The sequence below is a fragment of the Streptomyces hygroscopicus subsp. hygroscopicus genome, assembly GCF_001553455.1.
GTDB classification, from domain to species: domain Bacteria; phylum Actinomycetota; class Actinomycetes; order Streptomycetales; family Streptomycetaceae; genus Streptomyces; species Streptomyces hygroscopicus.
Map to the genome: position 1 here is coordinate 1 of NZ_BBOX01000451.1, position 14,011 is coordinate 14,011.

The following is a 14,011-nucleotide window of genomic DNA, read 5'->3' on the forward strand; positions in this document are numbered from 1 at the left end:
GAGCCCCAGCAGCTCGATCGCGTTGCCGCGGACGATCCGCTCCACGACGTCCGGCGCCAGATGCCCCATCTGCGCCTCGCCGACCTCCCGCGACCTGGGCCAGGTGGAGTCGGAGTGCGGATAGTCCGTCTCGTACAGCACGTTGCCGACCCCGATGGCGTCGAGGTTGCGCAGCCCGAACGCGTCGTCGAAGAAGCAGCCGTGGACGTGCTCCGCGAACAGCTCGGACGGCGGGCGCAGCACCTTCTCGGCCACTCCGCCCCAGCCCCGGTTCTCCTCCCACACCACGTCGGCGCGCTCGAGGATGTAGGGGATCCAGCCGATCTGGCCTTCCGCGTACATCACCCTCAGGTTCGGGAAGCGCTCGAACTTCCCGCTCATCAGCCAGTCCACCATGGAGAAGCAGCAGTTGGCGAAGGTGATCGTGGACCCCACCGCCGGGGGCGCGTCCGCGGAGGTCGAGGGCATCCGCGAGGAGGAGCCGATGTGCATCGCGATGACCGTGCCGGTCTCGTCGCACGCGGCGAAGAAGGGGTCCCAGTCGTCGGTGTGGATCGACGGCAGCCCCAGGTTCGGCGGGATCTCGGAGAAGCAGACGGCCCGTACCCCGCGCGCCGCGTTCCGCCGCACCTCGGCGGCGGCCAGCCCGGCGTCCCACAGCGGGACGATGATCAGCGGGATCAGCCTGCCCCGGGCCTCGGGGCCGCACCACTCCTCCACCATCCAGTCGTTGTACGCCCGGACTCCGAGCAGCCCCAGCTCGCGGTCGGCGGCCTCGGTGAAGGTCTGCCCGCAGAAGCGGGGGAAGGTGGGGAAGCAGAGCGCCGACTGCACGTGGTTGACGTCCATGTCCGCGAGCCGGTCCGGCACCGAGAACGAGCCGGGCCGCATCTGCTCGTAGGTGATGGCCTCCAGCCGCACCTCGTCCCGGTCGTATCCGACGGCGGTGTCCAGCCGGGTCAGCGGCCGGTGCAGCTCCTCGTACACCCACCAGTCGGCGAGCGGCCCGTCGTCCCCCGGCGCGCCCATCCTGGGGGCGAACCGGCCGCCGACGAAGGTCATCTCCTTCAGCGGCGCCCGGACGATGCGCGGCCCGGTGTCGCGGTACTTCGACGGGAGGCGGTCCCGCCAGACGTGAGGGGGCTCAACCGTGTGGTCGTCCACCGAGATTATCTTCGGGAAGCTCTCCATGACTGCACGGTAGCGCCGATCTGACGGCCCGTCAGCTGTCTCGGCGGCGCCCGTCACCCGGCGCCCGGCCGGACCGACACACGCTTTCCGGACCGACGCGCTCTTTACTGACGCATAAGCCGTTGACCGGGCAGACTGGCCGGTGCAGGGAAACGTACGCGCGGGGGGCACCATGGTCGGCGACAAGTGGCTGGGCAAACGGGAATGGCTCATCGCATCCGAGCTCGCCGAGCCCACGCCACTGCGCGAGCGCCCGGTGACCGGCGCCCCCGTCGTACGCCCCGCGCAGCTGCCCGCCGCCGCCCCGGACTTCACGGGCCGTGCGGACGCCGTACGGGAGCTGAGCGGCCTGCTGGCCGCGCCGGGCGGCGCTCCCCCGGTCCTCACCGTGGCCGGGATCGGGGGGATCGGCAAGACCGCCCTGGCCGTACACGTCGCCCACGCGGCCCGCCGCCACTTCCCCGACGGGCAGCTCTACGCGGACCTGGGGGGCGCGGGCTCCTCCCCCGCCGAGCCGGACGCCGTGCTGGCGGCCTTCCTGCGCGCGCTCGGCGTCCCGGACGCCGCCATACCGGACGCCGCGGAGGAACGCACCGTCCTGTACCGCTCGGCCCTCGCGGACCGCCGGGTCCTCGTCCTCCTGGACAACGCCCGCGACGCCGTACAGATCCGGCCGCTGCTCCCCGGCGGCGGCGCACGCGGCTGCGCGGCCCTGATCACCGGGCGGTCCACCATGGCCGGTCTGCCCGGCTCCCATCTGGTCGATCTGGACGTGATGAGCCCGGAGGAGGCGTTCTCCCTCTTCGCGCTCATCGTGGGCGAGGAGCGGGCGGCCGTCGAGCGCGAGGAGGTGATGGACGTCCTGGCGTCCTGCGGCTTCCTGCCGCTGGCGATCCGCATCGCGGCCTCCCGGCTCGCCTCCCGGCGCACCTGGACGGTCTCCGTACTGGCCCGCAAGCTCGCCGACGAGCGGCGCAGGCTGGATGAGCTGCGGGCCGGAGACCTGGCGGTCAAGGCCAGCTTCGAACTCGGCTACGGCCAGCTGGAGCCGGCGCAGGCGAGGGCGTTCCGGCTGCTCGGGCTGGCCGAGGGGCCGGACATCTCGCTGGCCGCCGCGGCGGCCCTGCTCGGCCTGGACGAGGACGCCTCCCGCACGCTCCTGGAGGCGCTGGTCGACACCTCGCTCCTGGAGTCCACCGTGCCGGGGCGCTACCGCCTCCACGACCTGCTGCGGCTCTACGCGCGGGCGTGCGCGGAACCGGACGGCCTCCCCCCGGCGGAGCGGGACGCCGCGCTCTCCCGGCTGCTGGACTTCTATCTGGCCACGGCGGCACGGGTCTACGCGGCGGAACGCCCGGGCGACCGCACGGTCGAGCACCTCGCGCCCACGACCCATCCGGGCCTCGCCTTCGCCTCGTCGGGGGCCGCGCTGGAGTGGCTGTTCACCGAGGCGGACTGTCTGATCGCCTGCGCCCGGCAGTGCGTCACGGACGGCCGCCGCCGCCGGGTGGCGGACCTGCTGACCGCCGCCCTGGACCTCGCCGAGTCGGGGGCCAGGTCGAGCCAGTACCAAGGGGTGGCCGAGGCGATCATCGAATCGGCCCGGACGGCGGGGGACGTGCGCACGGAGGCCCGGGCGCGGTCCACCCTCGGGAACCTCTACTACTTCACCGGCCGGTTCGAACACGCCGAACGCGAGCTGGAGCGGGCGCTGGACCTGGAGCTGACCGCCGGCGATCCGATGCTGGCCAGCCGCGTCCCCAACCGGCTCGGCAGCATCGTGCTCGACCAGGGCCGCAGGGAAGAGGCCGAGACGTACTTCCACCGGGCGCTCAACGCGTTCCGCGCCGACGCCAACGAGGCCGGTGAGGCCAGCGCCCTGGCCAACCTCGCCCGGGTGCACATCGACAAGGGCCGCGCCCAGGCCGGGGTGGAGCTGGCCGAGCAGGCGCTCGCGATCTACCAGAGGCTGGGCGCCTCGCTGCGGCTCGCCAACGGACGGTACACACTCGGGATAGCACTGACCCGCACCGGCCGGCTGGAGGAGGCCCTCGCCCATCTCACACAGGCGCTGGACATCTTCCGGGAGACCCGGCAGCAACTGTGGGAGGGAATGGCCCATTTCCGGCTTGCTGAAACCCATCTGGCCGCGGGCCGTCCCGCCCGCGCCGCATGGCACGCCGAACGGTCGCTGGCCATGCAGGGCCTGTGCGGCGAATGGCGTCGCGGGTCGCTGCTGACGGTCCAGGGCAAGGCGCTGGCCGCGGTCGGCCAGACCGACCGGGCCAGGAAGTGCTGGCAGGAGGCGCTGACCATCTACGAGCGGCTGGGGTCGCCGGAGCGCGAGGAGGTGAGGGCGTTGATGGGGGCCCCGTCCATCCGGCCCGCCGGGCCGCCCCACGCGGAGGCCGCCCGCGCCCACCCGGAGCCTCCCGGGGGCATGGCGGCCCGCTGACCTCCGCCCGGTCCGCCATCTGACGGGGTGCCAGCCATATGAAGTCGGACAACTCTGGTGGGCCTTGTGGAGACAGCTGGCCCCTACTGACGTAAGGGCCGTGGACAAGGCAAACTGACCCGTGCGACTGGGAAGCACAGGCAGGGGGAGACCATGGCCCGCGACAAGGAGCAGGCGCAGCGGCAGCACATGCGCTTCACCGTGCTCGGACCGGTCCGGGCATGGCGGAGCGAACAGCAGCTCAGCACCGGCTCACCGCAACAACGAGCGCTGCTGGCCGCGCTGTTGCTGCGGGGCGGACGCACCGCGACGGCGCCGGAGCTGATCGACGCCCTGTGGGGAGACGACCCCCCGGACGCGGCCGTCGCCGCGCTGCGCACGTACGCCTCCCGGCTGCGCAAGGCGTTCGGACCGGACTCCGAGGTGCTGGCCAGCGAGTCGGGCGGATACGCGATCCGCATCGGGCTGGGCGCCCTCGACATCGACGTGGTCGAGCAGCTGGCCGCCGAGGCGGAGAAGGCACAGCACTCGGGGGACCGGTCGCGGGCGCGCGAGCTGTTCGGCCAGGCACTGGACCTGTGGGACGGCGAACCGCTCGCCGGGGTGCCCGGACCCTACGCGGAAACGCAGCGGGTACGGCTCACCGAGCGGCACCTGTCCCTGGTCGAGGCGCGCCTGGACCTCGACCTGGAACTCGGCCACCACGCGGAGGCCGTCTCCGAGCTGACGGCCCTGACCGCCGCCCACCCGCTGCGTGAGCGGCTGCGCGAACTCCTGATGCTGGCCCTCTACCGCAGCGGACGGCAGGCCGAGGCGCTCGCCGTCTACGCCGACACCCGCCGGCTGCTCGCCGAGGAACTGGGCGTGGACCCCTGCGCGGAGCTCTCCGAGCTCCAGCAGCGCATCCTGCAGGCCGATGCCGAACTCGCCGCGCCCAGCGCCGCCACGGAGCAGGCCCCGGCCGGGCCGGTCTTCGTACGGCCCGCCCAGCTGCCGGCCTCGGTCTCGGACTTCACCGGCAGAGTGGCGTTCGTGAAGGAGCTGGGCGACCACCTGGCCACTGCCGAAGGGCATGTCATGGCCGTGTCAGCGGTCGCGGGGATCGGCGGCGTCGGCAAGACGACCCTCGCCGTCCACGTGGCACACACCGCGCGCCACCACTTCCCGGACGGCCAGCTCTACGTCGACCTGCAAGGCGCGGGCCCGGCCCCGGCCGAACCGGAGGCGGTCCTTGGGTCCTTCCTCCGGGCGCTGGGCACACCGGACTCCAGCATCCCCGACGGCGTCGAGGAACGCGCCGCCCTCTACCGCTCCACGCTGGACGGCCGCCGCGTGCTGACGCTGCTGGACAACGCCCGGGACGCGGCCCAGGTGCGTCCGCTGCTGCCCGGTACCGAGGGGTGCGCCGCCCTGGTCACCAGCCGGATCCGGATGGTCGACCTGGAGAGCGCCCACCTGGTCGACCTGGACGTGATGAGCCCGGAAGAGGCACTCGCCCTCTTTACGCGGATTGTGGGCGAGGAGCGTGTCGTCAGCGAGCGCGACGCGGCCATGGACGTCGTCGCCGCCTGCGGCTTCCTGCCGCTCGCGATCCGCATCGCCGCCTCCCGCCTCGCCGCCCGCCGCACCTGGACCGTGTCCGTCCTCGCCCGCAAGCTGGCCGACGAGCGGCGGCGGCTGGACGAACTGCGGGTGGGCGACCTGGCCGTCAAGGCCACCTTCGAACTGGGGTACGGCCAGCTGGAGCCGCAGCAGGCACGGGCCTTCCGGCTGCTGGGGCTCGCGGAGGGGCCGGACATCTCGCTGGCGGCGGCCGCGGCCGTCCTGGACCTCGACCCCGACCGGGCCGAGGACCTCCTCGAATCCCTGGTCGACACCAGCCTGCTGGAATCCGCCGCGCCCGGCCGCTACCGCTTCCACGACCTCGTGCGCCTCTTCGCACGCGCCTGCGCCGAGCGCGACGAGCAGCCGCCCTCCGAGCGGGACGCGGCGATGTCGCGCCTCCTGGACTTCTACCTGGCGACGGCGGCCGAGGTCTACGCGCTGGAGCGGCCCGGCGACCGGCTGGTCGACCACCTGGACACGACCCGCTACCCCGGGCTGACCTTCCCGGACCGGGACGCCGCGCTCGACTGGCTCTTCGCCGAATCCGACCCCCTGCTCGCCTGCGCCCAGCAATCGGCCGCCCACCGCGACACCCTGCGCCGCGCCACGGACCTGTTGATGGCGGCGGTGGACCTGGCCGAGTCCGGGGCCAATTCCCGCCAGTACGAGATCACCGCACGCGCCATCGGGGAGGCGGCGCAGGCGCAGGGCGACGCCCACGCGGAGGGCCGCGCCCGCACCTTCCTCGCCCATGTGCGCAGCCTGGCGGGCCGTTACGACCAGGCCGACGACGAGGCCCGCCGGGCCGCGGCGCTCGGACTGGCCGCCGCCGACCCGGTCCCCGCCTGCCGCGCCCTGAACCAGCGCGGCATCATCGCGCTGGTCCAGCAGCGGCTCGGCGAGGCCGAGACCCACCTCCTCCAGGCCATCGCCGCCTTCCGGAAGGACCGCAACGCACCGGGCGAGGCCAGCGCGCTGTGCAACCTGTCGCGGGTCCACCTGGAGATGGACCGCGTGGCCAGCGCGGTGGAACTGGCCCGGCAAGGGGTGAAGATCTACGAGGACCTGGGACGCACCCTGCGGCTGGCCAACGGCAAGTACGCGCTCGGCCTGGTCCTGACCCGGGCGGGCCGCCCGGACGAGGCGCTCGAGCAGCTGACGGACGCCCTCTCCCTCTTCCACGAGAGCCGTCAGCCCCTGTGGGAAGGGATGACGCACCAGCGCATCGCCGAGGCCCACCTCACGGTGGACCGGCCGGCGCAGGCCGCCTCGCACGCCGAACAGGCCCTCGCCCTGCGCGGCATCGGCGGCGAATGGCGGCGGGCGATCGTGCTGACCGTCCTGGGCAAGGCGCTGATCGAGATCGGCCAGACCGGCCGCGCCGAAGCCTGCTGGCGCGAGGCCCTCTCCATCCACGAGCAGCTGGGCGCCACCGAGGCGGACGAGGTGCGCGGCCTGCTGACGCCGGCGGCGGCCGCGTAACGGGACCGCCGCGTACCGGGCGACACCACCGCGTACCGGGCGAGGCCGCGTAAGCGGGACCGCCGTCGCGTAACGGGCGACGCCACGTGACGGGACCGCCGTCGCGTAACGGGCGACACCGCCGCGTAACGGGACCACGGTTGCGTAACGGGCGACGCCGCCGCGTTCATCAATCGTTTATCGCCCACGGTCACTCTTGAGTCAGTCGATCCGTCCCCGCGGGGGGCAGACGGGTCGGTTGTCGGGTCTCACCGTTTGCGTGAGCGGCCCTGAGATGCCCGTCCGGCGACCCACGGGGGAGTCGCCGGGCGGGCGTCTCCACACAACCTGCCGCCCTATCCCATGGAGCTGATCCGTATGACCCAGGACAAGAAGCCCACGTCCGACGCCTACCGGCCGCTGGACGAGCACGCGCCCGTACCGCCGCAGCTCACCACCCAGGACGAGCACGCACCGGCTCCCAGGCCCCTGGCCGCCAAGGACGAGCACGCGCCGGCTCCGGCCCGGCTCGCCACCGAGGACGAGCACGCGCCCGCGCCGAGCCCGCTGACCGCCAAGGACGAGCACGCGCCCGCGCCGCCGCAGCTCACCACCCAGGACGAGCACGCACCCGCCCCCAGGCCCCTGGCCGCCAAGGACAACCCGGCGTAGGTGGCGGTCAGCGGGTAGCCGCGACCAACACCGCCAACACCCGGGCTCACGGGGGCACTTCGCAGGGATCGGTCCGTCGATGGCACGGAGGGGGAGCCATCGACGCCGATCCCTGCTGTCGCATGGGCCGCACGACGGGTATTTCCCCAAGTCGAATCCATTTTCGGTGAGAATGGCTTACAAACGGGCAGTTCATTATTAGGTTTTCTTCTGGATAGCAATCTTGCTTCTCATGGAGAGTCACATGACCAGAACAAAGAAGATCCTCGTCGCGTTCGCCATCGCAACCGCCGCGGCCCTCGGCGCCGCGGCTCCGGCCATCGCCGACGAACACATGCCGTCGCCCGGCACGGCAGCACCGGCGGAACGAGGGGGTCTGTTGAGCGTGCAGGACGAGCACATGCCCGTCGCCCCCCGGTAAGTGGTCAGGGGCCGGGCGGAAGTCCGGCCCCTTCGCGCGCTCGCGCATCGGCCCTCGCCCTGATGGCGTCGACGAGCGCGCGGTCCTCCAGCCCGCGCCCGAGCGCCCCGTGCCCTTCCTGACCGGCGGCGACTCCCCCGCCGCGCTGCGCCGGACGGCGGAGACCGGCGGCTGGTGGCAGGCGGTCGGGCCTCGGTCCGGGGGGAGTTCGCCGAGCGTCCGGCCCGGCCGGAGTGGCCCGGTCACGGACGTACCCCTTTACGGCGGCGACCGCTTTACGGCGGTGACCGCATTACGGAAGTGACCGCTTTACGGACGTGACCGGCCGGCCCGCAGCTCGCTCTTGAGGACCTTGCCGCTGGCGTTGCGGGGGAGTTCGGAGAGGAATTCCACCTGCCGCGGCACCTTGTAGTTCGCCATCTCCCGCCGCGACCAGGCGATCAGGTCGTCCGCCGTCAGCGTCGAGTCCGGGCGGCGGACCGCGTACGCCTTGGCGACCTCGCCCAGGCGCGCGTCCGGGATGCCGACGACGGCGACGTCGGCCACGTCGGGGTGGCGGGCGATGAGCCGCTCGATCTCGGCGGGGTAGGCGTTGAAGCCCCCGACGATGAACACGTCCTTGATGCGGTCGGTGATGCGCAGATTGCCGTCCTCGTCCAGCACCCCGATGTCGCCCGTCCGCAACCAGCCGTCGGAGGTGATGGTGCGGGAGGTGGCGATCGGGTCCTCGAAGTAGCCGGGGGTGACGTGGTAGCCGCGCACCCAGACCTCGCCCGGCCGGCCCGCGGGGAGTGCCCGCCCGGTGGGTTCGGCGATCTTGATCTCGGTGTGCGGGATGGCGCGGCCCGCCGTACCCGCGATGACCTCGGACGGATCGCCGCGGCGGCACATGGTGACGGTGCCGGACGCCTCCGTCAGGCCGTACGCCGTCAGGACGGTGGCGACCCCGAGCTCCGAGCGCAGGCGCTCCACCAGCTCCAGCGGGACGACGGCGGCACCGGTGACGACCAGCCGCAGGGTGGACAGGTCGTGCGCGGCCCGGGACGGATGGTCGAGCAGGGACTGGTGGAGGGTGGGCGGGCCGGGGAGGACGGTGATGCGCTCGGCGGCGATGTTGGCCAGGGCGGTCTCCACGCTGAAGACCGGCTGGGGCACCATCGTCGCGCCGCGGCTCAGACAGGCGATGACGCCCGCCTTGTAGCCGAAGGTGTGGAAGAACGGGTTCACGATGAGGTAGCGGTCGTCCGCCGCCAGGCCGGTGATCTCGCTCCAGGTGTCGAAGACGCGCACGGTCTGGGAGTGCGTGGTCACCACGCCCTTGGGGTGGCCGGTGGTGCCCGAGGTGAAGGTGATGTCGGAGGGGTCGGTGGGGCGCACCGCCTCCGCCCGGGACCGGACCTCCTCCGGGGCCACGGCGCCGCCCGGCGCCAGGAAGTCGCCCCAGGTGCGGAAGTCCTCCGGGGCGTCGTCGGCCAGGACGATGACCTCCCGCAGATAGGGCAGCCCCGGCAGCGGACCGCGCCCCGCCCCCTCCCCCGCCGCCCGGCGCAGCGAGGCCACGTACGAGGTGCCCAGGAAGGTGCCGGTGATGAACAGGTGGGTGGCCCGGGTGCGGCGCAGGACGTACGCCGCCTCGGCGCCCTTGAAGCGGGTGTTGACCGGGACCAGCACCCCGCCCGCGGTGACCGCACCGAGCGCCGCCACGATCCAGTCGGTGGTGTTGGGCGCCCAGATCGCGGCGCGGTCGCCCGGTTCGAGCCCCGAGGCGACGCACCCGGCCGCGGCGCGTTCGATCCGGGCGCCGAGTTCCGCGTAGCTGATCCGGGCGCGGCCCTCGACGACAGCCTCGGCCGGGCCGTACCGCTCGGCCGCCGCCCGGATCAGGGCCGGGATGGTGTTTCTCATCGGACCGCTCCCCTCCCCGGAATCCGGGACGGACGACCCCGGTAGCTGACTGACCGTCAGATTAGCGGTAGCCTTCCCCGCTGTCAGCACCGGTGAACGCGACCACGGAGGCGGCCATGGGGGCGACAAGAGCGACGGCGGTGACGGCGGCCGCACAGGACGCGACCGCGACGACGGCGGCCTTGAAGGACGCGACGGCGATAGCCGGCATCGGGCAGACCCCGTTCGCCAAACGCCTCCCCGAGTCCGAGAAGGCCCTGGCCTGCCGGGCGATCCTGGCCGCGCTCGACGACGCCGGTATCGCCCCGTCCGAGGTGGACGCGTTCGCCTCGTACACCATGGAGGAGACCGACGAGGTCGAGGTCGCCAAGGCCGTCGGCGCCGGGGATGTGACCTTCTTCAGCAAGGTCGGCTACGGGGGCGGCGGCTCCTGCGCGACCGTCGCGCACCTGGCCGCCGCGATCGCCACCGGACAGGCGAGCGTCGGGGTGGCCTGGCGGTCGCGCAAACGCGGCAGCGGGCCGCGCCCCTGGACCGACACCCGGGTGCAGCTGCCCACCCCGGCCCAGTGGACCCGGCCGTACGGGCTGCTGCGCCCGGCCGATGAGATCGGGATGCTGGCCCGGCGCTATATGCATGAGTACGGCGCGACCCGCGACCACTTCTTCAACGTGGCACTGGCCTGCCGCAACCGGGCCAATCAGAACCCGGCCGCGATCATGTACGACCGCCCGCTGACCCGTGAGATGTATATGACCGCGCGCTGGATCAGCGAACCGCTCTGCCTCTTCGACAACTGCCTGGAGACCGACGGCGCGCTGGCCTGTGTGGTGGTGTCGGCCGAGCGGGCGCGCGACTGCCGGCACCGGCCCGTGTACGTCCACTCCGCCGCCCAGGGGCTGCCCGCGCAATCCCACGGGATGGTCAACTACTGGAACGACGACCCGCTCACCGGCCCCTCCTGGACCGCCGCCCGCCGGCTGTGGAAAACCGCCGACTTCGGACCCCAGGACATCGATGTCGCGCAGATCTACGACGCGTTCACCCCGCTGATCCCGCTCTCCCTGGAGGGCTACGGCTTCTGCGCCCGCGGCGAGGGCGCCGCCTTCACCGAGGGGGGCGCCCTGGAGATCGGCGGACGGCTGCCGATCAACACCGGCGGAGGCGGTCTCAGCGAGGCGTACGTCCATGGCTTCAACCTCATCACCGAGGGGGTCAGACAGCTGCGCGGCACCGGCGCGGCCCAGGTCCCCGGCGCCACGACCTGCCTGGTCACGGCGGGTGAGGGGGTTCCCACATCGGCCCTGCTGCTGAGGAGTTGACCGACGCCATGACACAGCCGGACACCACGACGGGCGGGAGCGGCGGAAGCGGCCGGGCCGAGGGGGTCCTGCCCCCCGTGCCGGACGAGGACGGGGCGCCCTTCTTCGACTACGCGGCGCGCGGCGAACTGCGCGTCCAGAGCTGCGCCGGATGCGGCGAACCGCGCTTCCCGCCCCGGCCCTGCTGCCCCCACTGCCAGTCCTTCGACAGCCTGTGGAAGAAGATGAGCGGCCGCGGCCGGATCTGGTCGTACGTTGTGCCCCATCCGCCGCTTCTGCCCGCCTACGCCGCCCAGGCGCCCTACAACGTGGTCCTGGTGGAACTCGCGGACGCCCCGCGCATCCGGCTGGTGGGCAATCTGGTCGCCTCCGCCGACGCCGCGCTGAACTCGGTGGCACCGGAGCGGATTCGCATCGGCACACCCGTGAAGGCCGCCTTCCACCGGACGGACAACGGCCTCACGGTGGTGCGCTGGCTACTGGAGCGGCCATGACCGTGCGCACCAGGGTCGAGGAGGGCGGGGTCGCGGTCGTCACCCTCGACCGGCCCGAGCGGCACAACGCCATCGACCTGGCGACGGCCGCGGAACTGACGGCGGTATGGAGGCGCCTGCGCCGGGACGCGTCGGTCCGGGCCGTCGTCCTCACCGGCGCGGGCGGCCGGGCCTTCAGCACCGGTATCGACCGCTCGGTGGAGGTGCCGCAGCCGCCGTCGCCGTACGCGATGGACGATCCGCTGCGCACCGTCGGCCCCAAGGCGAACGACCTGTGGAAGCCGGTGCTCGCGGCGGTGGCGGGGATGGCGTGCGGCGGGGCGTTCTACCTGCTGGGCGAGGCCGAGTTCATCGTCGCCGACGAGACGGCGACCTTCTTCGACCCGCACACCAGCTACGGGATGGTCAGCGCCTACGAGGCCGTCTACATGGCGCAGCGGATGCCGATGGGCGAGGTCGCGCGGATGGCGCTGATGGGGACGGCCGAACGGCTCTCGGCCCGGCGGGCGTACGAGACGGGCCTGGTCAGCGAGGTGGCCCCGGCCGGTGAAGCCCTTACGGCCGCCATCCGCGCCGCCTCGGTCATCGCCTCGTACCCGACGGAGGCGGTGCAGGGCACCGTAAGGGCGCTGTGGGCCGCGAAGGAGGCGGCGCTGGCCCAGGCGCTCGCGCGGGCCCCGGAGTTGATCGCGCTGGGCAATCTGCCGCCGGGGCGCCAGGCCGCGCTCTTCGCCGCCCGTACGCCCGGCTTCCGCACCCGGTGATGGCCGCCGCCTCCGCACCTGGTGAGGGCCGCCGCCTCCGCACGCGGCCCCGCCTCCGTGCGCGGCCCGGGCCGCCGCCCTGTCTGCGCGGCCTGCGCGGCGCGGGCCGTCGGCGTCCCCGTCGGCCCGTCGGCCCGCCTGCCCGTCGGCCCGCCTGCCCTTATGAACTCGGGTACTTGAGTGCCGAGGTGACCTTGCAGGTGAAGGACGTCTGCTGGGTGAGGTAGCGGTAGGAGCTGGCGTTGACCGTCTGCGTGCTGCCGGCCGCCACGGTGATGGACTGGTAGTCGGAGCCGAGCATGCCGCTGCCGTCCTGGTTGTCCCACTGGATGCTGATCCCGTAGCGCATGGACTGCGTCTCGGGGTTCCTGACGCTGAGGGTGTACTCGAACGAATGGGCCGACTCGTCGTAGTCGCAGCCGCTGGCGGTGATGTCGTTCGTGCCGTTCGAGTTGTAGGTGGGCGGCGCGGAGTAGGTGTACGACGGCGTGGGGGCGCTGTACGACGGCAGGTCGGTGGGCAGTCCGCTGGGCGTGGCACTGGGCAGATCGCTGGGACCGGACAGCGGGCTGTCGCCGCCGTTCCCTCCGGAGGTGAACCCTCCGAGGCCGCTGCCGTGACTGCCGCCCCTCTTCTTTCCACAGCCGGTCAGCACGATGAGCCCGACCAGGGCGACGGCGCATATACGCATGGAGCGGCTTTGCATGGTAGTACCCCCGTTGAAAAGACACATTCAAGCCAACCATGGCCAGTTGACGAGTGCGCGCCACCCTAGCAACGGGGCTGCGTACCCCAAAGTCACCTTCAGGCGCGCCCGGCCCGGCTTCCGGCTCCGGCTTCCGCGTCCGGCTCCGGCTTCCGCATCCGGCTTTCAGAGGACGGAGACGACCTCACGCGTCACAACGGTTCCCGAGGGGGAAGGATCGTCGAGCGGCACCCGCACGGTCCTCGACCGCCCCGCGGGGACCGTACAACAGAGATACCCATCGACCTCCCGGCTCCCAGGAGGTCGATGAGCGCCCGCCACCGTAGCAGTAATTGTCAGGGACACGACTCAAGAGCACGGTGCGCGGTCCGACGGTGCCGTTGGGCCGTGGCCCGGGCGCCCCGGCACACCGGCGTGGCGTCCGTGGCGGCGGTCAGGCCCGCGCGTGGCGTCCGTGGGAGCGGTTCAGGCCCTCCCGCCCGACGAGCGGGACTGGCCGGTGCCCTTGACCGCGTCCAGCGCGTAGACGCAGCGGTCCTTGCTGCACGCGTACACCACACCCCCGGCGGCCACCGGGGAGCCGGTGATCTCGCCGCCGGTCGCCAGCTTCCAGCGCAGCTGTCCGCCCGCCGCGTCCACCGTGTAGAGACAGTGGTCGGCCGAGCCGAAGTGGACCCGCCCGTCCGCGACCACCGGCGAGCCGATGACCTCGCCGCCCGCCGCGAACCGCCACTTGGGCGTGCCGGTGACCGCGTCGAGCGTGTAGAGCGCGCTGCCGCTGCCCAGATGGACCGAGCCGTCCGCCACCAGCACCGGCTCGATCGACTGCCGGGGCTCGGTCGCGATGCGCCAGCGGTCACGGCCGTTGGCCGCGTCCAGCGCGTAGACCGTGCCCAGGTAGTCGGCGATGTAGATACCGCCGCCGGTCACCGCGGGCCCCGGCGCGTACGCCGGGGCGCACAGGAAGACGGCGGGCGCCTCGAAACGCCACCGCACATCCCCGCGGGCGATGTCG

General features: G+C 72.9%; 10 protein-coding genes and 1 pseudogene. 7 read left to right on the forward strand and 4 right to left on the reverse strand.

All coding sequences use genetic code 11. From position 1 onward, the window contains the following. The coding region (locus AXW62_RS35650) for an amidohydrolase family protein (RefSeq protein WP_060948076.1) at positions 1-1,191 on the reverse strand (1,191 nt) is incomplete at its 3' end. Between the two features lie 220 nt (positions 1,192-1,411). Between AXW62_RS35650 and AXW62_RS35655 the strand changes: the two are divergent. The 4 genes and pseudogenes from AXW62_RS35655 to AXW62_RS44240 form a co-directional block, all read left to right on the forward strand. Then, positions 1,412-3,646 (forward strand): annotated as a pseudogene (locus tag AXW62_RS35655) (ATP-binding protein); the annotation flags it as partial. 153 nt (positions 3,647-3,799) lie between these two features. After that, positions 3,800-6,733 carry an SARP-family global regulator AfsR gene (gene afsR, locus AXW62_RS35660; RefSeq protein ID WP_060948070.1) on the forward strand — a complete coding sequence of 978 codons (2,934 nt, stop codon included), beginning with the start codon at positions 3,800-3,802 and terminating at the stop codon, positions 6,731-6,733. Between the two features lie 357 nt (positions 6,734-7,090). Then, positions 7,091-7,384 (forward strand): hypothetical protein, encoded by a 294-nt coding sequence (locus AXW62_RS46400; protein WP_030835398.1) that lies wholly within the window; start codon positions 7,091-7,093, stop codon positions 7,382-7,384. A gap of 244 nt (positions 7,385-7,628) precedes the next feature. Next, complete coding sequence (locus AXW62_RS44240) at positions 7,629-7,805, forward strand: hypothetical protein (protein WP_153880946.1); 177 nt, start codon at positions 7,629-7,631, stop codon at positions 7,803-7,805. Positions 7,806-8,114: 309 nt separating this feature from the next. Here the strand turns inward: AXW62_RS44240 and AXW62_RS35670 are convergent, their stop codons facing one another. Next, the gene (locus AXW62_RS35670) at positions 8,115-9,710 is read right to left on the reverse strand and encodes a FadD3 family acyl-CoA ligase (protein WP_060948071.1); all 1,596 of its coding nucleotides are present in this window, start codon (positions 9,708-9,710) and stop codon (positions 8,115-8,117) included. Positions 9,711-9,826: 116 nt separating this feature from the next. Between AXW62_RS35670 and AXW62_RS35675 the strand changes: the two genes are divergently transcribed. From AXW62_RS35675 to AXW62_RS35685, 3 genes are read left to right on the forward strand one after another with little or no spacing between them, the layout of a single operon-like run. Next, positions 9,827-11,032 carry a lipid-transfer protein gene (locus AXW62_RS35675; protein ID WP_060948072.1) on the forward strand — a complete coding sequence of 402 codons (1,206 nt, stop codon included), beginning with the start codon at positions 9,827-9,829 and terminating at the stop codon, positions 11,030-11,032. Between the two features lie 8 nt (positions 11,033-11,040). After that, on the forward strand, positions 11,041-11,526 hold the full coding sequence (locus AXW62_RS35680) for a Zn-ribbon domain-containing OB-fold protein (RefSeq protein WP_060948073.1): 486 nt from the start codon (positions 11,041-11,043) through the stop codon (positions 11,524-11,526). Beyond that, positions 11,523-12,290 carry an enoyl-CoA hydratase/isomerase family protein gene (locus AXW62_RS35685; protein WP_030835411.1) on the forward strand — a complete coding sequence of 256 codons (768 nt, stop codon included), beginning with the start codon at positions 11,523-11,525 and terminating at the stop codon, positions 12,288-12,290. Before AXW62_RS35680 ends, AXW62_RS35685 begins: the two co-directional genes overlap by 4 nt. A 160-nt stretch (positions 12,291-12,450) precedes the next feature. On the opposite strand, the gene AXW62_RS35690 is transcribed toward AXW62_RS35685, so the two are convergent. Both AXW62_RS35690 and AXW62_RS35695 read right to left on the reverse strand, forming a co-directional pair. Continuing rightward, positions 12,451-12,981: a hypothetical protein gene (locus AXW62_RS35690; protein WP_244503378.1), complete on the reverse strand. Its 531-nt coding sequence runs from the start codon at positions 12,979-12,981 to the stop codon at positions 12,451-12,453. 480 nt (positions 12,982-13,461) lie between these two features. Beyond that, positions 13,462-14,011 (reverse strand): outer membrane protein assembly factor BamB family protein (locus AXW62_RS35695; RefSeq protein WP_159061029.1); only part of this gene is annotated, 550 nt, incomplete at its 5' end.